Here is a 22,098-nt window from a genome sequence, read left to right as displayed (position 1 = left end):
CGTCCGGTGACTGAGCACCCCCGGACGGGCCCTGTCGGACGGCACTTCCGGACGGGCACTGTCGGACGGCGGCCCGCGCATGAGAGAATGTCGATGAGCCTCCCGGCGCCTAGCGGCCCGGGAGGCTTTCCGTTATGACGAACTACGTGATGACGAACTCGCCGCAGACCCCGCCCGCACGACTGACGATCCGGCCCACGACCCCGGCCGACCAGCCGGTCCTGGAACGGCTGTGGCTCCTGTTCCGGCACGACATGTCCGAGGTCTCCGGCGCGCTGCCCGATCCGAGCGGCCAGTTCCGGCGCGAGCGGCTGGACGCGGCGTTCACCGAACCGGGCTGGCGCGGCGTCGTCGCGCACCTGGAACCCGCCGGTGCGCCGCCGTCACCCGTCGGGTTCGCGCTGGTGCGCGGGCTCGACGAGCCGACCCGCGTGCTCAGCTCGTTCTTCGTGGTGCGCGGCGTGCGGAGCATCGGCGTCGGGCGGGAGCTCGCGGCCCACGTGCTGGCCGCGTTCCCCGGCCGCTGGGACGTCGCGTTCCAGGACGCCAACCCGCCGGCGGTCCGGTTCTGGCGGACGGTGGCCACGGACGCCGTCGGCGCGGCCTGGACGGAGGAGCACCGCGCCGTCCCGGGCCGCCCGGACCTGCCGCCGGACACCTGGATCTCGTTCACGACCAGCTAGGAACGAGATCGGTCGGTTGCTTCGAGATCGGTCCGTCGTCGGACCGATCTCGAAGCAACCGACCGAAGTCGAGTCCCCTACCCCGAACCCTCAGTTGAGGAGGTGCAGGCTGTCCTTGTTCTTGTCCGCGTACAGGCGCTCGACGTCGGCGTCGAAGTCCTTGAGGAACACCGCCCGCTTCACGCTCTGCTTGGGCGTGAGGTACCCGTTCTCGATCGTCAGGTCGCCCGCGAGCACCGTGTACTTGCGGATCGACTCGGCCTTCGAGACCGCCTTGTTCGCCCGCTGCACCGCGCCGTCCAGGGCCGCGAGGACGTCGGGGTCCTTGCGCGCCTCGTCGACCGACATCGCCGGCTTGCCGTGCATCTTGAGCCAGCCCGGCAGGCCCTCGGCGTCGAGCGTGAAGAGCGCACCGATGAACGGCTTGCCGTCGCCGACCACGACGCACTGGCTCACCAGGGCGTGTGCGCGGATGCGGTCCTCCAGCATCGAGGGCGCCACGTTCTTGCCGCCGGCCGTGACGATGATCTCCTTCTTGCGGCCGGTGATCGTGAGGAACCCGTCGTCGTCCAGCACGCCCAGGTCGCCGGTGCGGAACCAGCCGTCCTCGGTGAACGCCTCCGCCGTGGCGGCCTCGTTCTTGTGGTACGCCCGGAAGATGTGGTGGCCCTTGAGCAGGATCTCGCTGTCCGCGGCGATCTTGACGCCGCAGCCGGGAAGCTGCAGGCCGACCGAGCCGATCTTCGTCGCCGTGGGCCGGTTCACGCTGGTCGGGGCGGTCGACTCGGTGAGGCCGTAGCCCTCGAGCACCTTCAGGCCCAGGCCCCGGTAGAAGTGGCCGAGCCGCTCGCCGAGCGGACCGCCGCCGGACACCGCGAACTCCGCGCGCCCGCCGAGCTTGGCGCGCAGCTTGGAGAAGACCAGCGCGCTGGCGACCGCGTGCTGCAGCCGCAGACCGATCCCCGGGCCCGACGGCGTGTCGAGCGCCCGCGACCACGCGATGCCCGTCGCCGTGGCCCAGTGGAAGATCTTCGCCTTGCCGCCGGCCGCCGCCGTCTGCTCCGCCGTGTTGTAGACCTTCTCGAACACCCGCGGCACCGCGAGGATGAAGGTCGGCTTGAACTCGCCCAGCGCGTCGACCAGCGTGGACGTGTCGCCCCAGTGCCCGGTGACCACACCGCCGGCCACCGCGAGCACGTGGATGTAGCGGGCGAAGACGTGCGCCATCGGGATGAACAGGAGGGTGCGTCCGCCCTCCTTGGCGAACACCTCCGGCACGGCCTCGACGGCGTTCACGGCGAGCGACGCGAAGTTGCGGTGCGTCAGCTCGGCGCCCTTGGGGCGACCCGTGGTCCCCGAGGTGTAGATGATCGTGGCCAGGTCGTCGAGGCCGGACAGGCCCCGGCGCCGGGCGATCTCGTCGTCGGACACGTCCGCGCCCTCGGCCGCGACCGCGTCGAGCGCACCGTCGTCGATGACGAGCACGTCGGTCACGAGCGGGGTCGCGTCGCGCACCTCGGCGACGGTGGCGGCGTTGGCCGCGGTCTCGGCGAAGACCAGCTTCACCTCGGCGTCGGAGAGGATCCACTCGACCTGCTCGGCCGAGGAGGTCTCGTAGACCGGGACGGGCACCGCGCCCGCGGCCCACGCCGCGAAGTCCAGCACGGCCCACTCGTACCGCGTGCGGCACATGATGCCGACGCGGTCCCCGGGCTCGATCCCGTGGGCCACCAGGCCCTTCGCCACAGCGACCACCTGGGCGTCGAACTCGCCGGCGCTGACGACCCGCCAGGGCTCGCCCTTCCCCGCAGGAACCTCCATCATCGGCTTGTCGGCGCCGGCACCGACCCGCTCGGCGAGAACATCGTTGAGATTGGAGGTGGGGGGCAGCTCGATGAGGATCGGGCTGAAGATCTCGTCCATTCTGACTCCAGTGGCAGTACTGACCGTGCCTGCAAAGATACCGGGAAACGGACTCCGCGTGTTGCACTCCTCGCGGTCGCTACCCTGGGTGTGCGCACCTTCTCGGTGCAGCCCCCTTTTCGACGGTCCACGCGGCCGTCGCGCAACGAGAGAACGTGAGGACGAATGCACGCCATCGGGGTCGACATCGGCGGCACCAAGATCGCTGTGGGAGTCGTCGACGAGGAGGGCAAGATCCTCGCCCAGGTGCGCCGGGAGACCGACGCCGACGACGTCGCGCACATCGACAGGGCCATCGCGGACGCGTGCAACGAGCTCGTCAAGGAGCACGAGGTGGGGGCGATCGGCCTGGCCGCGGCCGGCTTCGTGAGCCCAGACCGCACGTCCGTGAACTTCGCGCCGAACATCGCCTGGCGGGAGTACCCGCTGGCGGCGAAGGTCGCCGAGCTCGTGGACGCCGACCTGCCGATCGTGGTCGAGAACGACGCCAACGCAGCCGGCTGGGCCGAGTTCCGGTTCGGCGCGGGCCGCGAGGCCACCGACATGCTCATGCTCACGGTCGGCACCGGCCTGGGCGGCGCCGTCATCTCCGAGCGGGAGCTCGTGCGCGGCAAGTGGGGCATGGCCGCCGAGGTCGGGCACATGCGCGTCGTGCCGGAGGGCCACTACTGCGGGTGCGGCCACGAGGGCTGCTGGGAGCAGTACGCGTCGGGCAGGGCCCTGGAGCGCGACGCGCAGCACGCCGCCGTCGCCCGGGTGGACCAGGCGGGCCGACTGCTCGAGCTCGCGGGCGGCGACCCGGAGAAGATCCGCGGCAAGATGGTGACCGAGGCCGCCCAGGAGGGCGACGAGCTGTCGATCGAGCTGCTCGCGACCCTCGGGCGCTGGATCGGCGAGGGTTCCGCGTCGGTCGCGGCCCTGCTGGACCCCGAGCTCATCGTGATCGGCGGCGGCGTCGGCGCGGCCGGCGACCTGCTCCTCGGCCCGGTGCGCCGCGGCTTCGAGGCGCAGCTCTCGGCGATGGGCCACCGGCCCGTGGCCAAGATCGAGCTGGCCGAGCACGGCAACGAGGCCGGCATCGTCGGCGCGGCGGACCTGGCGCGGCGCTGACTCGGTCCCCGTAACGTGTCAGACCCTCAGATCACCCGGGTGATCTGAGGGTCTGACATTTCCTGACCATTCAGACGATGCTTTCTGTCGTCTGAACCTGCGGCTCCGCTCCGGGCGAGATGCCTCCGTTCCTCGGCCCTCACCCTGCGCTGCGCCTCCGGTTCAGACGACGGCACCAGGCCCGTCGTCGTCCGGGTCGCGCTGGTGCGGCATGCGCCAGATCAGCACGCCCAGGCCGGCCACGAACAGGCCGAGCCCGATCTGACCCGCGAGCGGCGGGATCGAGACGGCCGGCACCGCCGCGGAGACGATCATGCCGATCACCGCGAGCACGGGCACGCCGACCACGAAGCTCCACGCCATGGTGAGCAGCGGGTCGCGGGACAGCAGCGCGGGCGGCTCCGGCGGCGTGAAGTGGGACTCCGCCTCCTCGAGCGCCTCGGCGTCGGGCGACAGCGGCCAGTCGCGCGGGCCCGAGGGCGTGCGTGACCCGGTTGCGTCCGACGACGCGGCCGACGCCGAGCCCGACCCCGGCTCGTCGGCCGCGTCACCCGTGCTCGTCCAGTCGCCGCCGGCCCAGCCGCCGTCCGACCAGCCGCCCACCTGGCGGCCGCCCCGGCCGGCGCCGGCGTCACCGGACCTGTCACCGGACCGGTCGCCGTCCGCGCGCCCGTCGTCGTCGCTGCCCTCGTCATCGGGCCGCGATGTCTGAGAAGATTCGGCGGACTTCTCCGCGCCGTCGGTCTCCCCGTCGGCCCGAGAGACGTCCATGTCGCCGAGCGTGGCGACGATGTCGGCCCAGCGCGATGCCACGTCGTCGTCGCCCAGCTCGCGTGGGGTGTCGCCGGGCACGTCGTCGTCTCGGTCGTCGGTGTTCGATGCGGCCATGGGCACACTCTATTGTCGTCAGGGGGCCCGCGGGGGCGGGTCTTGAGGAGGAATCTTGTTCTACTGGGTGATGAGGAACGTGCTGGTCGGCCCGCTGCTGCGCCTCGCGTACCAGCCGTGGGTCGTCGGCGGCAAGAACGTGCCCCGTAGCGGCGCCGCGATCGTGGCCAGCAACCACCTGGCGGTGATCGACTCGTTCATCCTGCCGCTGCTGATCAAGCGCCGTGTGACCTTCCTCGGCAAGTCCGACTACTTCACGGGCAAGGGCCTCAAGGGCAAGATCGTGGCCTGGTTCATGACGGGCATCGGCGTCATCCCCGTGGACCGCTCCGGCGGCGCCGCGAGCGAGGCCGCGCTGCGCACCGGCCTGCGCGTGCTGCGCGAGGGCAGCCTGTTCGGCATCTACCCCGAGGGCACCCGCAGCCCCGACGGCCGCCTCTACAAGGCGAAGACGGGCGTGGCCCGCATGGCGCTCGAGTCGGGCGCCCCCGTCATCCCCGTCGCCATGGTCGACACCGAGGTCGCCCAGCCGGTAGGCAAGACGATCCCAACGTTCATGCCGCTCGGCGCCGTGATCGGCGAGCCGCTCGACTTCAGCCGGTACAAGGGCATGGAGAGCGACAAGTTCGTGCTGCGCGCCGTCGCCGACGAGATCGAGTACGCGATCCTCGCCCTGTCCGGCCAGGAGTACGTGGACGCGTACGCGGCCAGCGCGAAGGAGCGCGCGGCCCGCGGCGAGCCCGCGATCCCGACGGCGGAGGAGGGCCCCGGCGGCCTGCCCCTGCCGGAGGTCGAGAAGCCGCGCCGGCCCAAGCGCTGACGCCCGGCCGCCGCTGACGCCCGGGCGCCGCTGACGCGCAGCCGCCGCTGACGAGCCAGGTCCGCGCTGGTCCCTAGCGAACCGGCGCCGCCGTGGAGCTCCGCACCACGAGGCTGGTCGCGAGCTCGGTGCGCAGCGTGTGCCCGCTCGCCGTGCGGGCGCGGTACACCAGGTCGACGGCGGTGGCGCCCATCTCCGCGAGCGGCTGGCGCACCGTGGTGAGCGCAGGGTCGATCCACGGCGCGATGGGCAGGTCGTCGAAGCCCACGAGCGAGACGTCGCGCGGCACGACGAGCCCGGCCTCGCGCAGCGCCCGCAGCGCGCCGAGCGCCGTGTCGTCGCTGCTCGCGAAGATCGCGGTGGGCGGGTCGTCCAGCCCCAGGAGCCGCTGCGCGCCCTCGTACCCGGAGGTCACGCCGTAGGCGCCCACGTGGACCAGGTCGTCGTCGGTGGTCAGGCCCGCCCGGATCATGGCGGCGCGGTAGCCCGCGAGCCGCGCGATGGCGTTGTCCTGCTCCAGTGCGCCGGTGATGGTGGCGATGCGCGTGTGGCCCAGCGACAGCAGGTGCGCGGTCGCCTCCAGGCCGCCCTGGAAGTTGGTGGCGCCCACGCTGAGCATGCCCTCCGGCGGGCGCTGCCGCGGGTCGACGACGACGAGCGGGGTGCCGGTCTGCTCCAGGGCGCGCCGCGCCTCGGCGTCGGGCACCGCGACGATGCTGACCAGGCCGTCCGTGCCGCGCTCCAGCGCGTGCCGCACCCAGGAGCTGCAGTCGTCGGGGTCGGGCTCGACCGCCAGGACGACGTCGAGCCCGAACCGGCGGGCGCCGGCGACGGCGCCCCGGACCACGGCCTCGGACCACGTCCCCTCGAAGTCGACGATGCGGACGTCGATGATGCCGGTGGGCTTGGCCTGCGGCGGACGCACCTCGTAGCCGTGCCGCGCGAGCGCCTCGGTGACGCGCGCCCGGGTCTTGCCGGACACGTCGGGGCGCGCGTTGAGGACCTTGGAGACCGTCGGGACCGAGACGCCCGCCTCGGCCGCCACGACGGCGAGCGGGATGTGCGGCTGGTCGGTTGCCATGGGTCCTCCGTCGGACATCGGTGAAGCGAGAAGCGAGCGTTTCCGAAATCAGGATGGTAGTCCATCGCGTCGCGTGCTCCGGTAAACCAAGCGGTAGCGGGGCTCGGGCTGGTTGACACCACCCTGCGGCCCGTCTAACCTCCCGGGGTCTTTCCGAGATTCGGCTTCGAAATTTCGGAAGCAGGTCAACAAAGGAGTGATCGTGAACAGGACACCTCGCCTCGCCGCAGCGGCGACGGCGTCGACCCTCACGCTGGCCCTCGCCCTGACCGGGTGCGGACGCAGCGACGAGGCCGGCACCACGGCAGACAGCGCCAGCGACATCTCGGAGGGCCCCGCCACGGGCACCGTCGAGGTGTGGGCGATGGGCACGGAGGGTGAGCTGCTGCCCGAGCTCGCCGAGCAGTTCGAGGCCGACAACCCCGACGTCACCGTGAACGTGACGCCCGTGCCGTGGGAGTCGTCCACCGAGAAGATCAACACCGCCATCGCCACCGGCGAGGTGCCCGACGTCATGCAGGTCGGCACCACCCTGATGAGCGGGTTCGTGGGCCTGGACGGCCTCGCGCCCACGCCCGAGAGCATCGACTCCTCGGCGTTCTTCCCGGGCGCCTGGGAGACCACGGAGGTCGACGGCACCTCGTACGGCGTGCCGTGGTACGTCGAGTCGCGGGTGCTCTACTACCGCACCGACCTCGCCGAGGAGGCCGGCGTCGAGGCGCCCGCGGACTGGGCGGGCCTCACCGACTTCGCGGCCGGGCTGCAGGACGCCGGGGCCGAGCACGGCATCGCGCTCCAGACGCGCGGCAACTCGACCGCCCTGATGTACTTCCCGTTCTACTGGCAGGCGGGCGGCGAGATCCTGGACGACGCCGGCGAGTTCACGCTCGACAACGCCGCCCAGGTCAAGGCGCTGGAGTACTACTCCTCGTTCATGCGCGACGGGCTCGCCCCGCCGGTGCTCGTCGAGGACGAGAAGGTGCAGAACTTCATCGACGGCAAGCTCGGCTCGTTCGTCTCGGGCCCCTGGGAGCGCGCCAACCTGCTGACCACCGCGGGTGACGACTTCGCCGACAAGTTCGGCGTGGTGCCGCTGCCCGCCGACGAGGCGACGGCGTCGTTCATCGGCGGCTCCAACCTCGCCGTCCTCGCGGACGCCGCGAACCCCGACTCGGCCTGGAAGTTCGTGCAGTTCGCCACCGACCCGGCCACCCAGGTCGACTGGTTCGGCATCTCGAACGACCTGCCGGCGGTCCAGACCTCGTGGGACGACCCCGCGCTGGCCGACGACGAGGCCGTGGCCATGTACCAGGGCGTGCTGGAGACCGCGCGCTCCACCCCCGCGATCCCCACCTGGTCGGAGATCGAGCACGAGCTCGACCTCATCATCGAGCAGACCATCGCGGGCGACCTGACCCCGGAGGAAGCCGCCACCAAGATGCAGGAAGCGGCCACCTCGATCGGGACGGGCCTGGACTGACCCGTGGCCATCTCCGCACGCCGCCGTCGCACGGGCCTCGCCGCCTGGGGCTTCGCGCTGCCCTTCACGATCCTGTTCGCCGTGTTCATGCTCGTCCCGGTGGCGTCCTCGCTGTACATGGCGTTCACCGACATGCAGGGCAAGGACCTGCGGACGCCCTGGGCCGTGAACTTCGTGGGGTTCGACAACTTCGCGGCCGTGCTGGCCGACCCGAAGTTCCAGCAGGCCGCCGGCAACACGCTCTATTTCGTCGGGGTGGCCATGCCGCTCACGCTCGGGGTGGCGCTGCTGCTGGCGGTCCTGCTGAACTCGGGCCTGACCTGGTTCCGGTCCGTGTTCCGCGTCGGCTTCTACGCACCGGTCGTGACGTCGATCGTCGCGGTGGCGGTGGTGTGGCGGTTCCTCCTGCAGCCCGACTTTGGGCTGGTGAACTCGGCCCTCGGCCTGGTCGGCGTCGAGGGGCCGCGCTGGCTCACCGACGAGACCTGGGCCATGCCCGCGCTGATCATGATGGCGACCTGGCGCAACGTCGGGTACTCCATGGTGATCCTGCTGGCCGGGCTGCAGGGCGTCCCGCGCGACCTGTACGAGGCCTCGGCCATCGACGGCGCGGGTGCCGTGCGGCAGTTCCGGTCCATCACGGTGCCGCTGCTGCGGCCCACCCTGCTGTTCTGCGCCGTCATCACCGGCATCGGCTACCTGCAGTTCTTCGAGGAGCCGTTCGTCATGACGCAGGGCGGGCCGCTCGGGGCCACCAACTCGGTGGCCTACGAGATCTTCAACCAGTTCGGGTTCGGGAACTACGGCCTGTCGGCCGCGATGAGCTACGTGCTGTTCGTCGCCATCGTGATCCTGTCCTACCTCCAGTTCCGCCTGCTCAGGACGGAGAAGTGATGACGGTCCTCACCGAGCGGTCCGGCACTCGCCGCACCGCGCCGCGTCCCTCCCCGACGCGCGGGCCCGCCCCGCGCCGCTTCACCCCGCGCGCGATCCTGCTCAACGTCGTGCTCCTGCTGGGCCTGACGGCCTCGCTCGGGCCGCTGGTGTGGATGGTCGTCTCGTCGGTCAAGCCCGAGGGCGAGATCCGGCAGTTCCCGCCCACCCTGTTCCCCGAGCAGCCCACGTGGGACAACTACACCGAGCTCTTCGCGTCGCTCGACTTCCCGCGGTTCTTCGCCAACTCGGTGATCGTGGCGCTCGTCGTCACCGTCGGGTCCGTCCTGTTCAGCGCCATGGTCGGCTACGCCCTGGCCAAGCTCGACTTCCCCGGCCGCCGCGCCCTGTTCCTGCTGATCATGGGCACCCTCATGGTCCCCGGCATGGTCACGTTCGTGCCGCTGTTCGTGCTCGTGGCCAACCTGGACCTCATCAACACCTACGCGGCCCTCATCCTGCCGTTCCTGGCGGCGCCGTTCGGCGTGTTCCTGATGCGGCAGTTCATGCTCGACATCCCGGACGAGCTGCTCGACGCCGCCCGCGTCGACGGGGCCGGCGAGTTCCGGACGTTCTTCGCCGTCGTGCTGCCGCAGACCAAGCCCGCGCTGGCGACGCTCGGCATCCTGACGTTCCTCGGGTCCTGGAACAACTTCCTGTGGCCCCTGGTCGCCGTGCAGTCGGCCGACAAGTACACGCTGCCCGTCGCGCTGGCCCTGTACTCCACGGGGCAGAACACCGTGCAGTACGGCCTCCTCGTGGCGGGCGCGACCGTCATCGTGCTGCCCATCCTCATCGTCTTCCTGGCCCTGCAGCGGCACATCGTGCAGGGCATCTCGACCACCGGCCTGAAGTAGGAGTTCTTCCGTGACCGAACAGATCACGCTGCCCACCGCGCCCACGTTCCTGTGGGGTGCCTCCACCGCCGCGCACCAGATCGAGGGCGGCAACACCAACAGCGACTGGTGGGCCAAGGAGCACGTCGCCGGGTCGCTGTGCGCGGAGAGCTCCGGCGACGCCGTCGACAGCTACCACCGCTACGGCGAGGACATCGCGCTGCTGGCGGACGCCGGCCTGAACGCGTACCGCTTCTCGATCGAGTGGGCGCGCATCGAGCCGGCGCAGGGCGAGTTCTCGCGGGCGCAGCTCGACCACTACCGGCGGATGATCGACACCTGCCTGGCGGCGGGCGTGACGCCGATGGTCACGCTGCTGCACTTCACGCTGCCGCGGTGGTTCGCCGAGCGCGGCGGGTGGTTCGCGCCCGACGCCGTCGACCTGTTCAGCCGCTACGTCGAGACGGCCAGCCAGATCCTGGGCGACGTCCGCCACGTGGTGACCATCAACGAACCCAACATCACCTCGATGATGCTCGGCGCGAGCCGGCGCACCAACCTGGACGCCGCCGGGCTCGCCGCCCCGGACCAGGCCGCCTCCGAGATCCAGGCGACGGCCCACCGCCGCGCCGTCGACATCCTGCACGGCCTGGGCCACGTGCAGGCCGGGTGGACCATCGCCAACCAGGTGTTCCAGGCCGCGCCGGGCGCGGAGGAGGCCCGCGACGCGTACGCCTACCCGCGCGAGGACTTCTTCCTGGAGGTCGCGCGCGGTGACGACTTCGTGGGCGTGCAGAGCTACCTGCGCACCATCATCGGGGTCGACGGCGAGCCCATCCCCTTCGGCGACGACGTCGAGAAGACGCTGACCGGCTGGGAGTACTACCCGCAGGCGCTCGGCGAGGCGCTGGAGTACACCCACAAGATCACCGGCGGCGTGCCGATGATCGTCACCGAGAACGGCATGGCCACCGCCGACGACGCCCGCCGCATCGACTACACGACCGGCGCCCTGCAGGGCATGGCCCGCGCGATGTCCGCGGGCTGCCGCGTCGACGGCTACCTGCACTGGTCGCTGCTCGACAACTACGAGTGGATGAGCGGCTTCCGGCCCACGTTCGGGCTGATCGCCGTGGACCGCACCACCTTCGAGCGCACGCCCAAGCCGAGCCTCGCGTGGCTCGGCAAGGTCGCGCGGACGGGCGAGCTGCCCGCCTGACCCGTCCCGCACCGCTGGACCGCACAGCACTGCCCTGTCACCAGCACTGCCCTGTCACCACTACGACGACGTAGGAGACACATCATGAGCAGGATCCGCACCGCGGTAGCGACGGCCGCCGTCGCCGCCCTGGGGTTCGCCGCACTGCCGGCGAGCGCCACGGGGGCGACGTCGGCCCCGGCCGGGACTCAGGCCGGAAGCAGCGCCCAGGCCGGAGTGCAGGCCCAGGCCGGGAGCACCGCACAGGACCGCCGTCAGCTCCGCGCCTGGGCCGCCGACACCTGGCGCTCGTTCGAGGCCCTGGTCGACGAGGAGACGGGCCTGCCCGACGACAACATCGGCGGCGACCTGGACCCGGCCAGCCGCGGCGGCTACACGTCGCCGACCAACATCGGCGCGTACCTGTGGAGCACCGTCGTGGCGCGCGACACGGGCCTGATCGGGCGCAAGGAGGCCCGCGAGCGCCTGGCGACCACGCTGCACACCGTGGCGGGGCTGGAGAAGCACGAGCCCAGCGGCATGTTCTACAACTGGTACGACCCGGCGACGGGCGACAAGCTCCTGACGTTCCCGACGAGCGGCGACCGGATCAAGCCGTTCCTGTCGAGCGTGGACAACGGCTGGCTGGCCACGGGCCTGCTGCTGACGAGCCGCGCGGAGCCGTCCCTGGCCGACGAGGCGGACGCCGTCCGCGAGGACATGGACTTCGGCTGCTACTACGACCCGGCGCAGAACCAGATCCGGGGCGGGTTCTGGGACGTCGACCCGCAGGAGACCGCGCCCGTCGCGGGCGACTACTGCGAGATGGGCGCCGACGTCTGGTACACGGGCCACCACTACGGCGCGTTCAACACCGAGCCGCGGATCGCCTCGTACCTCGGCATCGCCGAGGGCCAGATCCCGGCGGAGCACTACTTCGGTACGTACCGGACGTTCCCGGACACGTGCGACTGGTCGTGGACCGAGACGCGCCCGGTCGGTGAGTGGGCCGAGTACCTGGGCGTTCCCGTGTTCGAGGGCGCGCTGCCGTACCGGGGCATGCGGGTGGTCCCGACCTGGGGCGGCAGCATGTTCGAGGCGCTCATGGTGCCGTTGTTCGTGCCCGAGGAGAAGTGGGGCCCGCGGTCGTGGGGCCGTAACCACCCGCTGTACGTGCAGGGTCAGATCGAGCACGGCCTGCGGGAGGCGGACTACGGGTACTGGGGCTTCTCGCCGTCGAACAACCCGGCCGGCGGATACCGCGAGTACGGCGTGGACCAGCTCGGGATGGACGGGCCGGGCTACACGTCCGACCAGGAGCGCACGACCGTCGACCAGCCGTACGAGGGCTGCCGCGAGGGCTCGCCGGCGCCCACGGAGTACGGCGACGGCGTGGTGACGCCGCACGCGTCGTTCCTCGCCCTGCGGTACGCGCCGCGGGAGGCGATGAGCAACCTGCGGAACATCACGGCGGACTTCGACGCCTACGGCCCGGGCGGCTTCTACGACGCCGTCGCCGTTCGCAGCGGCCAGGTCTCGCAGCGCTACCTGTCGCTGGACCAGGGCATGATCATGGCCGCGCTCGGCAACGAGCTGGCCGACGACGCGATGCGCCGCTACGTCGCGCCCGGCGACCTGGAGCGCACCGTCCGGCCACTGATGGCGATGGAGACGTTCGCCGTAGGGTGGGACAGGTGACCGACGCCGTGGACCTCGCCTCGCGCCTCGGGCGCACCGTGCTCTACCAGATCTACCCGCAGTCCTTCGCGGACGCGAACGGCGACGGGATCGGCGACCTCGCCGGGATCACCGACCGCCTGGACTACCTCGCCTGGCTCGGGGTGGACGCGATCTGGCTCAGCCCCTGCTTCGTCTCGCCGTTCGCCGACGCCGGGTACGACGTCGCGGACTTCATGACCGTCGCCCCGCGCTACGGCACGAACGAGGACATGGCGCGGCTGACGCAGGAGGCCGGGCGCCGCGGCATCTCCGTGCTGCTCGACCTCGTGGCGGGCCACACGTCGGACCAGCACCCGTGGTTCCGCGCGTCGGCCGACGACCCGGCGGACGGCCGGTTCGTGTGGAGCGACGTGCCCGCCGAGGGCTTCCAGCCCGGCCCCGGCAAGCGCGGTGGGTACTTCAAGCCCAACTTCTTCCCCGTGCAGCCGGCGCTGAACTTCGGGTACGCCCGGACGGACCCGGCCGAGCCGTGGCGGCAGCCCGTCGACGCTCCAGGGCCGCTGGCCAACCGGGCCGCGCTGCGCGAGATCATGGCGCACTGGTTCGGCCTGGGGGTGGCCGGGTTCCGCGTGGACATGGCGGCGTCCCTGGTCAAGGACGACCCCGGCCACGTGGAGACGGCCACGCTGTGGCACGAGATGCGCGCCTGGCTGGACCGCGAGTTCCCCGGCCGCGTGATCATCAGCGAGTGGGGCGACCCGAAGGTCGCCGTCCCCGCGGGCTTCCACGCCGACTTCTTCCTCCAGTTCGGCGGGGACGACGACGGGCTGCCGCTGCGGTCGCTGTGGAACAACGGCGCCGGCACGGTGAGCCCCGGCTGGGGCGAGCTCGCGCCCTGGGCCGGAGCCGACGGGACCGGCGACGCGGCCACGTTCGTGCAGGCCTGGCAGACGGCGACGGATGCCATCGCGGCGGCGGGCCACGGCGGCGTCGTGGGCCTGCCGACGTCGAACCACGACTTCACGCGGCTCGTCGCGGGCCCGCGCGACGCCGAGCAGGCGCGCGTGGCGCACGTGCTCACCATGACGTGGCCGGCGATGCCGTCGGTGTATTACGGCGACGAGATCGGCATGCGATACGTGCCCGGCACGCCGACCCTGGAGGGCTCGCGGCTGGGCCCGGCCTACGACCGGGCGGGCTCGCGCACGCCGATGCAGTGGGGCGACCTGCCCGCGGACCCGTATGGCCCCGGCAAGCCGGCGACATCGACGTACCTGCCGCAGGACCCCGACCCCGACCGGCCCACGGTCGCCGCCCAGGTCGACGACGACGGCTCGCTGCTGCGGCTGGTGCGCGACCTCATCGCCCTGCGGCACGGCGACGAGCGGCTCGACGTGGCCGCCCCCGTCGAGGTGCTCGCCACCGGATACCCTCTGGCGTACGTGCGCGGGGGCACGCTCGCCGTGGTGCTCAACCCGGGCCGCGCGGCCGTGCGGCTCCCGCTGGACGGCGCCGCGGGCGCGCGGCCGCTGGTCGCCCGGGGCCTGCGGGTCGAGGCAGGCGTGGGCGAGGCCGGCGACGGCGAGGCGGGCGACGGCGGGACCGACGTCGTGCACCTGGAGGGGCACGGCTACGCGGTGCTCGACCTCGCGGCAGCCAACCACACGGTGCCCGACCGCACGGCGCCCTACCCCGCGCCCGCCGCCTAACCCAGCCCGCTCGCCGGGGCCCGGCCGCTCTCCGGGCCCCGGCGGAAGCCGCCCGGGGACGTGCCGTACTCCCGGCGGAAGGCAGCCGAGAAGGCGAACTCCGTCGAGTACCCGACGCGGCGGGCGATCGCGGCCAGCGGCGCGTCCGTCTCGCGCAGCAGGCTCGCCGCGCGCTCCAGACGCCGGTCCGTGAGGTAGCGCATGGGCGGCCGTCCGACCGCCTCGGTAAAGCGCCGGGCGAAGGCGGTGCGCGGCAGGCCCGCGGCCCGGCCGAGCCGTTCCACGCTCCACGGGAGCCCGGGGTTCTCGTGGATCTGCCGGAGCGCGGCCGCGATCGCCGGGTCGTCGGTCACCGGGCGGCCGGCCACGTCGTGCTCCTCGTGCCACTGCCGCAGCACGTGGACGAGCACCAGGTCCAGCAGCGCCGGGAGCGTCGCGTCGTCGCCCGCCGGGCTGGCGGACACCTCCGCGCGCAGCAGGTCGGTCAGCGCCCCCAGCCGCCGGCTGCGGTGGGGGTCCGGCGACACGACGACGAGATCGGGCAGCGCCCGCAGGTACTGCGGGACCGCGCCGTGCTCCAGCCGGTAGGCGCCGCACAGGAACTCGAAGGCGGCCGGGCCGGGCTCCGGCGGGAACGGGCCCAGCACGACGGGCGTCAGGTCCCGCAGCAGGGCGGGGACCGGGCTGAGCCCGTGCGCGGCACCGGAGGAGGTGAGCACCACGTCGCCCGGCCGCAGCTCGATCGGGTCGTCGTGCTCGGTGATCAGCCAGCAGGTGCCGGCAAGGACGATGTGGAACCCGCTGCCCTCGAAGGCGGGGAAGCTGACGCCGCGCCGGTTGGTCTGCCGGATCATCCGCGCACCGGGGTGGCCCACGCGGACGGAACGGATCATCTCCCCGACCAGGTCCATGCCGAGATGCTAACGCCGTGGCCCCGGCGCACGGTCGCGTATGGACCCGCGCTTCTCGCGTATGGCCCTGCGGCCCACCGGTTGCTGGGATCGGAAGCGTGAACGACGACACCACGAAGAACGGGCTCCTCGCGGCCCTGCGGGACCAGGCCGAGAAGACCGAGCAGGACGAACGCCCGACCCCGGAGAGCCTGGCCGCCCTGCGCTCCCTCGGCGTCCTCGCGCTGCGGACGCCGCGCGCCCACAGCGGCGCCGAGGCGGACGCCGTGACGATCGCGCGCCGGCTGGCCGCCGTCGGACGGGCGTGCCCGTCGTCGGCCTGGGTGGCCGGGACGAGCCTGACCGCGAAGAACCTCGCCGGCCACGCCTACACCGAGGCCACGGCCGCGGAGCTGTTCGCCGACCCCGACGCGCTGTTCTGCGGATCGGGGCTCCCCGGTGGGCGCGGCGACCGCGTGCCGGGCGGCGTGCGCGTCACCGGGAGCTGGCCGAACGTCTCGGGCTGCGAGGACGCCGGGTGGGCCAGCCTGGGGGTGCTGGTCGACGGCTCGATGTTCTTCGTCGTCGTGCCGACCGCCGAGCTGACCGTCGAGCGGACCTGGCACATGGCGGGCATGCGGGGCACGGGCAGCCACACGCTCGTCGCACGGGAGCTGCTCGTGCCCGACGGGCGGCTGGCCACGGCGAGCCCGTTCGGCCCCGGCGACCGGCTGCTGTACGGGATCGCGGTGCTCGCCCCCGTGGTCGGCGCGGCGCAGGGCGCGCTCGACGCGACGACCGAGATGTTCGCCTCGGACCGCAGGCCGTTCATGTCCGCCCACTCCCGGATGGGCGAGTCGGCGGGTGTCCGGCACTGGCTGGCGGAGGCGGCGCACCTGGTGCACCGCGCCGAGAACACCATGCTCGCGGTCGCCGCACGGGTGGACACCGGCGTGCTGTCCGACCGGGACGGCCACCAGCAGCGCCTCGACCTCGCGGACGCCGCACGCGACTGCCGGGCCGCGGTCGAGCTGATGCTGGACCTGCACGGGGCGAGCGGGTTCCGCACCGGCAACCGGCTCCAGCGGGTCTGGCGGGACGTCGCCGTAGGCAGCCGGCACCCGCACCTGAACCCCTACCTCGCCACCGAGGACCTGGGCGCGGCACTCGTCGCACCGCTCGCGGGCTAGGCGGACGGGGCCCGGATTCCCCCGCCCGGCGGGTTAGCCTTGGCCCCGTGGAACTGATCCGGAAGGGCAAGGTTCGCGAGGTCTACGCGGACGGCGACGATGTGATCCTGGTGGCCTCCGACCGCGTGTCGGTGTACGACGTCGTGCTGCCCACGGCCGTACCCGACAAGGGCGCGATCCTGACCCAGCTCTCGCTGTGGTGGTTCCGCCAGTTCGCCGACCTCGTGCCCAACCACGTGATCAGCGAGGACGTGCCCGCGGAGTGGGCCGGCCGCGCGATCCGCTGCAAGAAGCTGGACATCGTGCCGGTCGAGTGCATCGCGCGCGGCTACCTCGCGGGCGGCGGCCTGGACAGCTACAACGCGACCGGCAGCGTGTCCGGCGTGGCGTTCCCCCCGGGCCTGGTCGAGGCCGACCGCCTGCCGCAGCCGGTGTTCACACCGTCCACCAAGGCGGACGAGGGGCACGACGAGTACATCTCCGTCGAGGAGATCGCGAAGGACCTCGGCACCGAGACGACGGACCGGCTGCGGGAGCTGACGCTCGCGATCTACGACCGCGGCGCCGAGATCGCGCGCGAGCGCGGCGTCATCATCGCCGACACGAAGCTGGAGTTCGGGTTCGACGCCGACGGCGTCCTGACCCTCGCCGACGAGGTGCTCACCCCGGACTCCTCGCGCTTCTGGAAGGCGAGCGAGTACGAGCCCGGCCGCGGCCAGTGGTCCTACGACAAGCAGTTCGTGCGGGACTGGTCCTCGACCCTGACCGGCTGGGACCGCACCTACCCGGGCCCCGAGATCCCGGACGACGTGGTCAAGGAGACCCGCGCGCGCTACGTCGAGATCTACGAGCAGCTCACGGGCGAACGCTGGGCCTGACGGGCCGCTGGGCAAGCTGCACACGCGTCATCATGCCTGTCTCGGACACCTCCGCCTCGCTACCAGGCCCCCTTGTACACGTCCCTGCGGTTGCCGATCTTGATGACGGTGACGACAACCTTGTCGTCGTCGATCTCGTAGATCACCCGGTGGTCACCGACCCGGATCCGATACTCGTCCCTGCCCGACAACTTGGTTGCCCCATGAGGTCGCGGGTCGTCCTCCAGCCTGCGGATCGCACTGCTGACGCGGTCAGCATCCTGTCTCTCCAACTTGCGCAGCTCACGCGCAGCGGCGTTCGTCACCTCGACCCTGTACCGGCCCATCAGGCGTCCCGTTCTCGCGTCAGTTCGTCGAGGCTGAAACGCTGCCCGTCGTCGGGGTCCCGCTCGGCCGCCCACTTCTCCTCGGCAGCCAGCTCCAAGCGTTCGAGAATCCGAGCGTCGTCGGGGTCGATGAGGACCGCGACGACCTCGCCGTCGCGGACGACCCCGACCCTCAGATGCTCGGTACTGACACGCGTCAGCAAGTCGGCGGCCCCGGCACCGAGGTCGGACTCGTCGACGGTCTCGTCCAGGTCGAGGTCTGTGTTCATGTGCTCATGCTTGCCGCACCTGTGGACAGCGCGCCATCCGGACGACCTACCTGGTCCGATTCGTGGCTCCTTCCTGGGCCCACGAACGAGGCCGTACAGGGGCCTTCCCCGCCCGACGGCGCGGCTCGAACAAGCGTGTCAGTGTCTCCCGCTAGCCTCGGCCCCGTGAGCACCGCGGCATCCGTCCAACAGTCGGCCTACCAGGCCACCTTCGAGGAGCTCGGCACGCCGCTGCGTGACGTGACCTTCGTCGTCGTTGACCTGGAGACCACGGGGACCAACGCCAAAGAGGGCGGCATCACCGAGATCGGTGCGGTCAAGGTGCGCGGCGGCGAGGTGCTGGGCGAGTTCCAGTCGCTGGTCAACCCCGGGCAGCCCGTCCCGGCGTTCGTCGCCCGGCTGACCGGCATCACGAACGCCATGGTCGCAACGGCGCCGGACATCGCGCTGGTGCTGCCGAGCTTCCTGGAGTTCGCGCACGACACGGTGCTGGTGGCCCACAACGCGCCGTTCGACGTCGGCTTCCTCAAGGCGATGTGTGCCCGGCTGGACTACCCGTGGCCCGGGTTCACCGTCGTGGACACGGTGCCGCTGGCCCGCCGCCTGGTCACGCGGGACGAGGCGCCCAACCACAAGCTGTCCACGCTGGCGAACCTGTTCCACGCCACCGTGTCCCCCGACCACCGCGCGCTGGCCGACGCGCGCGCGACCGTCGACGTGCTGCACGCGCTCTTCGAGCGCCTCGCGCCGATGGGCGTCACGCACCTGGAGGACCTCGCCACGGCGGCCGATCCGGTGCCGCCCGAGGTGCGCCGCAAGCGGCACCTGGCCGACGGCCTGCCCGAGTCGCCCGGCGTCTACCTCTTCCGTGGCCCGGGCGACGAGGTGCTGTACGTCGGTACGTCGGTCAACATCCGCAAGCGGGTGCGCTCGTACTTCACCGCCGCGGAGAAGCGCAAGCGGATCACCGAGATGGTGCGCATCGCCGAGCGGGTCACGCCCGTCGCCTGCGCCACGCCGCTGGAGGCCCAGGTGCGGGAGCTGCGGCTGATCACCGAGCACGCGCCCCGCTACAACCGGCGGTCCAAGTTCCCGGAGCGGCACTCGTGGGTGCGCCTGACCGACGAGGCCTACCCGCGTCTGTCGGTCGTGGGCGGCGTCGTGGCGGGCGCGGCGCACATCGGCCCGTTCGGGTCCCGGCGCACCGCGCAGGAGGCCGTGCACGCCCTGCACGACGCCCTGAACCTGCGGCAGTGCACCGCCCGCATCCCGCTCGTCTCCAAGCGCCCCGGCAGCCCCTGCGCCCTGGCGGGGATGGGCCGCTGCTCCGCCCCGTGCGTGGCCACGGAGGCACCCGACGCGTCCTACGCCGACGTGGCCGACGCCGCGCGCGCCGCCCTCACCGGCGACCCCGCCCCGGTGGTGCGGGCCCTCTCCGACCGGATCGCGACGCTCGCCCACCAGGAACGGTACGAGGAGGCCGGCGAGGTCACCCGACGCCTGCGCGCCTTCGTGCAGGGCGCGCACCGCGCCCAGCGGCTCGGGCCGCTGGCCGCCTGCGCCGAGCTGGTCGCCGCCCGCCCGTCGGGCATCGGCGACGCCCCGGGCAGGCCCGGCGGCTGGGAGATCGTGGTGATCAAGCACGGCCGGCTCGCCGCGACCGACGTGTCGGCGCCGGGCGCCAGCCCGCTCCCCCTCGTGGACGCCCTGCGCACGACGGCGGAGCACGTCGAGCCGCCCGTCGCCCCGGCCCCGGCCGCGCACCCCGAGGAGACCGACCTGCTGCTCGCCTGGCTCGACTCCCCCGGCGTCCGGCTGGTCCACGTCAGCGACACCTGGGCGTGCCCGGTGCGCGCGGCGGGGGCGCACGCCGACCTGACCTGGGCCTCGGAGCGGGTGCGGACGGAGATCGCCACGGACTCCGCGGGCGAGGGCTCAGGTGACGACGGCTCTGCCGCAGCGGACGAGGTCGCGGACGAGGTCGCCGTCGTCCCGGGACCCGAGAACCCGCGGCACGTGGATACGATGACGGCATGCTGACCGCGATCGTCCTCATCGACGCCGAGACGTCCCGCATTCCCGAGGTCGCGCAGGAGGTCGCGAACATCGATGGTGTGAGCGAGGTCTTCTCCGTGACCGGCAAGACCGACCTCGTGGCGATCGTGCGCGTGCCCGAGCACGAGCAGCTCGCCGGCGTCGTCTCCGACACGGTGAACAAGGTGCCGGGCGTGCAGAACACCGAGACGCTCATCGCGTTCCGCGCGTTCTCCAAGGCGGACCTGGAGCAGGCCTTCGCCCTGGGGCTCGACGACTAGCTCGGCACCGCCACGGCGGCTCCGCTAGCTCGGCTCCGCTACCGCGGCTCGGCTACCGCGGCGCCTCGCCCCGTCCGGCGTCGCCCGGCCCCGTGTCGCCCCGGCTCGCGGCGCCCTCTCCGGAGGTACGCGGTCCGGCAGCCCGCGGACCGGACGTGCCCTGCCCGCCGCTGCCAGCGCCGAACCCGGACCCGGACCCGGACCCCAGAGCAGCCGGGGTCCTGGCCTCGATCTCGTCGTGCTCGCCGTGCGAGTGGGCCGCCGCGAGCTCCGCGGGCGTGGCCGGCTCCACGCGGTCCTCGTAGAAGAACTCGGACAGCCGCTGCCAGCGTCGGTCGGACCGGTAGCCCCGGCGCTTGACCCCGCGGGCGTCCGTCGCGGGTTTGATCTCCAAGGGCTTCGGGGACGTGTGCTGGGTGCGCAGCCAGATCTCCTGCGGGTCCAGCGGGGTGTGCACCTCGACGTACTCGCCGTTGGCGAAGCGCACGATGCGGCCGGACTCGTGCCCGTGCAGCACCAGCTCGCGGTCCTTGCGCTGCAGCCCGAGGCACACCCGTTTCGTCACGAAGAACGCGAACACGGGGCCCACGAACAGGAGCACGCGCAGCACCCACGTGATCGCAAAGATGCTCAGCGAGAAGTGCGTGGCGATGATGTCGTTCGTCGCCGCCAGGGCACACACCAGGAACGCGACGAACAACGCGACGCCGATACCGGTCCGCACCGGCCGGTTGCGCGGCCGGTCCAGCACGTGGTGCTCGCGATGGTCCCCGGTCACGCGGGCCTCGAGGAACGGCCACGCGAACAGGAGCGTGAACAGGATGCCCGGCACCACGACCGCCGGGATCAGGATGTTCAGGCTCAGCGTGTAGCCGCCGATGACCCATTCCCAGCCCGGTCCCGGCATCAGGCGTAGGGCGCCGTCGACAAAGAGGATGTACCAGTCGGGCTGTGTGCCGGCGGACACCGGCGCCGGGTCGTACGGGCCGTAGTTCCACACGTTGTTGATCGCCATGGTGGCGCCCATGAGGGTCAGCACCCCGGCGATGATGAAGAGGTTGCCCGTCATCTTGGTCACGTACACCGGCAGGGCCGGGAAGCCCACCACGTTCTTGTCGGTGCGGCCACCGCCCGGGTACTGGCCGTGCTTCTGCACCACCATGAGGAACAGGTGCAGCGCGATCAGGGCGATCAGGATCCCGGGGATCACGAAGATGTGCAGCGTGAACAGCCGCGGGATGATGTGGTCGCCCGGGAACTCGCCGCCGAAGACGAGGAAGGACAGGTACGCGCCGATCAGCGGGATCGACTTGACCACGCCGTCGATGATGCGCAGGCCGTTGCCGCTCAGCACGTCATCGGGCAGCGAGTAGCCGGTGAAGCCGGCCGCCAGAGCCAGGATCAGCATGGTGAGGCCGACGATCCAGTTGATCTCGCGCGGCTTGCGGAACGCGCCGGTGAAGAAGATCCGGAACATGTGCAGCACGATCGAGCCGATGAAGATCAGGGCCGACCAGTGGTGGATCTGCCGCATCAGCAGACCGCCACGCACCTCGAACGACATGTCCACGGTGGAGCTGAACGCCGCCGACATGAGCTGCCCGTGCATCGACGGCGGATAGTCGCCCTCGAACCGCACCAGCGCCATGGACGGCTCGAAGAACATCGTCAGGAAGAAGCCGGACGCGATGAGCACGACGAACGAGAACAGGGCGATCTCGCCGAGCATGAAGGACCAGTGGTCGGGGAAGACCTTGCGCGCCAGCTCCTTGACCAGCACCCCGATGGTGGTGCGCTGGTCAAGGTAGTCGGCTGCCTTGCCGACGGCACTCGGACGCTGCTTCGTTGCCACGTCATCACCCCTGAGTTCGGCGGCACGGGCCCTACCG

General features: G+C 72.0%; 20 protein-coding genes. 13 read left to right on the top strand and 7 right to left on the bottom strand.

Annotated elements, in window-relative coordinates:
• Nucleotides 1–134: 134 nt before the first annotated feature.
• Entirely contained in the window at nucleotides 135–683 is a 549-nt protein-coding gene (locus ACFV9Q_RS00165) for a GNAT family N-acetyltransferase (RefSeq protein WP_377232599.1), read from the top strand.
• A gap of 90 nt (nucleotides 684–773) precedes the next feature.
• Here ACFV9Q_RS00165 and ACFV9Q_RS00160 read toward each other — a convergent pair whose 3' ends face one another.
• Nucleotides 774–2,606: an AMP-dependent synthetase/ligase gene (locus ACFV9Q_RS00160; protein ID WP_377232470.1), complete on the bottom strand. Its 1,833-nt coding sequence runs from the start codon at nucleotides 2,604–2,606 to the stop codon at nucleotides 774–776.
• A gap of 165 nt (nucleotides 2,607–2,771) precedes the next feature.
• On the opposite strand from ACFV9Q_RS00160, the gene ACFV9Q_RS00155 reads away from it, so the two are divergent.
• Nucleotides 2,772–3,716 (top strand): ROK family glucokinase, encoded by a 945-nt coding sequence (locus ACFV9Q_RS00155; protein WP_377232598.1) that lies wholly within the window; start codon nucleotides 2,772–2,774, stop codon nucleotides 3,714–3,716.
• Between the two features lie 162 nt (nucleotides 3,717–3,878).
• On the opposite strand, the gene ACFV9Q_RS00150 is transcribed toward ACFV9Q_RS00155, so the two are convergent.
• Nucleotides 3,879–4,604: a hypothetical protein gene (locus tag ACFV9Q_RS00150; RefSeq protein WP_377232597.1), complete on the bottom strand. Its 726-nt coding sequence runs from the start codon at nucleotides 4,602–4,604 to the stop codon at nucleotides 3,879–3,881.
• Nucleotides 4,605–4,659: 55 nt separating this feature from the next.
• Between ACFV9Q_RS00150 and ACFV9Q_RS00145 the strand changes: the two genes are divergently transcribed.
• Nucleotides 4,660–5,424, top strand: a complete 765-nt coding sequence (locus ACFV9Q_RS00145) for a lysophospholipid acyltransferase family protein (RefSeq protein ID WP_377229369.1) — start codon at nucleotides 4,660–4,662, stop codon at nucleotides 5,422–5,424.
• A gap of 73 nt (nucleotides 5,425–5,497) precedes the next feature.
• On the opposite strand, the gene ACFV9Q_RS00140 is transcribed toward ACFV9Q_RS00145, so the two are convergent.
• Entirely contained in the window at nucleotides 5,498–6,505 is a 1,008-nt protein-coding gene (locus ACFV9Q_RS00140) for a LacI family DNA-binding transcriptional regulator (RefSeq protein ID WP_377229368.1), read from the bottom strand.
• Nucleotides 6,506–6,707: 202 nt separating this feature from the next.
• Between ACFV9Q_RS00140 and ACFV9Q_RS00135 the strand changes: the two genes are divergently transcribed.
• From ACFV9Q_RS00135 to ACFV9Q_RS00110, 6 genes are all read left to right on the top strand, one after another.
• Entirely contained in the window at nucleotides 6,708–7,985 is a 1,278-nt protein-coding gene (locus ACFV9Q_RS00135) for an extracellular solute-binding protein (RefSeq protein ID WP_377232596.1), read from the top strand.
• Nucleotides 7,986–7,988: 3 nt separating this feature from the next.
• A complete protein-coding gene (locus ACFV9Q_RS00130) occupies nucleotides 7,989–8,879 on the top strand; it encodes a carbohydrate ABC transporter permease (RefSeq protein ID WP_377232595.1) in 891 nt (296 codons plus the stop codon).
• The gene (locus ACFV9Q_RS00125; protein ID WP_377232594.1) at nucleotides 8,879–9,775 is read left to right on the top strand and encodes a carbohydrate ABC transporter permease; all 897 of its coding nucleotides are present in this window, start codon (nucleotides 8,879–8,881) and stop codon (nucleotides 9,773–9,775) included. Before ACFV9Q_RS00130 ends, ACFV9Q_RS00125 begins: the two co-directional genes overlap by 1 nt.
• Nucleotides 9,776–9,785: 10 nt before the next feature.
• Complete coding sequence (locus tag ACFV9Q_RS00120) at nucleotides 9,786–10,973, top strand: glycoside hydrolase family 1 protein (protein ID WP_377232593.1); 1,188 nt, start codon at nucleotides 9,786–9,788, stop codon at nucleotides 10,971–10,973.
• Between the two features lie 84 nt (nucleotides 10,974–11,057).
• Complete coding sequence (locus ACFV9Q_RS00115; RefSeq protein ID WP_377232592.1) at nucleotides 11,058–12,650, top strand: glucoamylase family protein; 1,593 nt, start codon at nucleotides 11,058–11,060, stop codon at nucleotides 12,648–12,650.
• Nucleotides 12,647–14,341 (top strand): alpha-amylase family glycosyl hydrolase, encoded by a 1,695-nt coding sequence (locus tag ACFV9Q_RS00110; RefSeq protein WP_377232591.1) that lies wholly within the window; start codon nucleotides 12,647–12,649, stop codon nucleotides 14,339–14,341. Before ACFV9Q_RS00115 ends, ACFV9Q_RS00110 begins: the two co-directional genes overlap by 4 nt.
• On the opposite strand, the gene ACFV9Q_RS00105 is transcribed toward ACFV9Q_RS00110, so the two are convergent.
• Complete coding sequence (locus tag ACFV9Q_RS00105; protein ID WP_377232590.1) at nucleotides 14,338–15,252, bottom strand: cupin domain-containing protein; 915 nt, start codon at nucleotides 15,250–15,252, stop codon at nucleotides 14,338–14,340. The two genes, ACFV9Q_RS00110 and ACFV9Q_RS00105, sit on opposite strands and share 4 nt — an antisense overlap.
• A 98-nt stretch (nucleotides 15,253–15,350) precedes the next feature.
• Between ACFV9Q_RS00105 and ACFV9Q_RS00100 the strand changes: the two genes are divergently transcribed.
• Nucleotides 15,351–16,421 carry an acyl-CoA dehydrogenase family protein gene (locus ACFV9Q_RS00100; RefSeq protein ID WP_377232589.1) on the top strand — a complete coding sequence of 357 codons (1,071 nt, stop codon included), beginning with the start codon at nucleotides 15,351–15,353 and terminating at the stop codon, nucleotides 16,419–16,421.
• Nucleotides 16,422–16,468: 47 nt separating this feature from the next.
• Complete coding sequence (locus tag ACFV9Q_RS00095) at nucleotides 16,469–17,299, top strand: phosphoribosylaminoimidazolesuccinocarboxamide synthase (RefSeq protein WP_377232588.1); 831 nt, start codon at nucleotides 16,469–16,471, stop codon at nucleotides 17,297–17,299.
• 59 nt (nucleotides 17,300–17,358) lie between these two features.
• On the opposite strand, the gene ACFV9Q_RS00090 is transcribed toward ACFV9Q_RS00095, so the two are convergent.
• Together ACFV9Q_RS00090 and ACFV9Q_RS00085 are read right to left on the bottom strand one after the other, a co-directional pair.
• The gene (locus tag ACFV9Q_RS00090) at nucleotides 17,359–17,604 is read right to left on the bottom strand and encodes a type II toxin-antitoxin system RelE/ParE family toxin (protein WP_377229358.1); all 246 of its coding nucleotides are present in this window, start codon (nucleotides 17,602–17,604) and stop codon (nucleotides 17,359–17,361) included.
• 20 nt (nucleotides 17,605–17,624) lie between these two features.
• Nucleotides 17,625–17,894 (bottom strand): hypothetical protein, encoded by a 270-nt coding sequence (locus ACFV9Q_RS00085; RefSeq protein WP_377232587.1) that lies wholly within the window; start codon nucleotides 17,892–17,894, stop codon nucleotides 17,625–17,627.
• A 165-nt stretch (nucleotides 17,895–18,059) separates the two neighbouring features.
• Here ACFV9Q_RS00085 and ACFV9Q_RS00080 point away from each other — a divergent pair, with 165 nt between their 5' ends.
• The gene (locus ACFV9Q_RS00080) at nucleotides 18,060–19,934 is read left to right on the top strand and encodes a DEDD exonuclease domain-containing protein (protein ID WP_377232586.1); all 1,875 of its coding nucleotides are present in this window, start codon (nucleotides 18,060–18,062) and stop codon (nucleotides 19,932–19,934) included.
• Nucleotides 19,928–20,209: an Lrp/AsnC family transcriptional regulator gene (locus tag ACFV9Q_RS00075; RefSeq protein ID WP_253867636.1), complete on the top strand. Its 282-nt coding sequence runs from the start codon at nucleotides 19,928–19,930 to the stop codon at nucleotides 20,207–20,209. Before ACFV9Q_RS00080 ends, ACFV9Q_RS00075 begins: the two co-directional genes overlap by 7 nt.
• A gap of 52 nt (nucleotides 20,210–20,261) precedes the next feature.
• On the opposite strand, the gene ACFV9Q_RS00070 is transcribed toward ACFV9Q_RS00075, so the two are convergent.
• Nucleotides 20,262–22,061: a cytochrome bc complex cytochrome b subunit gene (locus ACFV9Q_RS00070; RefSeq protein WP_377232585.1), complete on the bottom strand. Its 1,800-nt coding sequence runs from the start codon at nucleotides 22,059–22,061 to the stop codon at nucleotides 20,262–20,264.
• Between the last annotated feature and the right edge of the window lie 37 nt (nucleotides 22,062–22,098).

The organism is Promicromonospora sp. NPDC059942 (assembly GCF_042731755.1).
Classification (GTDB): Bacteria; Actinomycetota; Actinomycetes; order Actinomycetales; family Cellulomonadaceae; genus Promicromonospora.
The sequence above is the reverse complement of the archived record's forward strand: the minus strand, read 5'-3'. Positions and strand labels throughout refer to the sequence as shown.

Bases quoted from the DNA above. Each gene is read 5' to 3' on its own strand.
- ACFV9Q_RS00115 (WP_377232592.1), top strand. From the start codon at position 11,058: ATGAGCAGGATCCGCACCGCGGTAGCGACGGCCGCCGTCGCCGCCCTG.
- ACFV9Q_RS00125 (WP_377232594.1), top strand. From the start codon at position 8,879: ATGACGGTCCTCACCGAGCGGTCCGGCACTCGCCGCACCGCGCCGCGT.
- ACFV9Q_RS00140 (WP_377229368.1), bottom strand. From the start codon at position 6,505: ATGGCAACCGACCAGCCGCACATCCCGCTCGCCGTCGTGGCGGCCGAG.
- ACFV9Q_RS00155 (WP_377232598.1), top strand. From the start codon at position 2,772: ATGCACGCCATCGGGGTCGACATCGGCGGCACCAAGATCGCTGTGGGA.
- ACFV9Q_RS00085 (WP_377232587.1), bottom strand. From the start codon at position 17,894: ATGAACACAGACCTCGACCTGGACGAGACCGTCGACGAGTCCGACCTC.
- ACFV9Q_RS00075 (WP_253867636.1), top strand. From the start codon at position 19,928: ATGCTGACCGCGATCGTCCTCATCGACGCCGAGACGTCCCGCATTCCC.
- ACFV9Q_RS00150 (WP_377232597.1), bottom strand. From the start codon at position 4,604: ATGGCCGCATCGAACACCGACGACCGAGACGACGACGTGCCCGGCGAC.
- ACFV9Q_RS00165 (WP_377232599.1), top strand. From the start codon at position 135: ATGACGAACTACGTGATGACGAACTCGCCGCAGACCCCGCCCGCACGA.
- ACFV9Q_RS00105 (WP_377232590.1), bottom strand. From the start codon at position 15,252: ATGGACCTGGTCGGGGAGATGATCCGTTCCGTCCGCGTGGGCCACCCC.
- ACFV9Q_RS00160 (WP_377232470.1), bottom strand. From the start codon at position 2,606: ATGGACGAGATCTTCAGCCCGATCCTCATCGAGCTGCCCCCCACCTCC.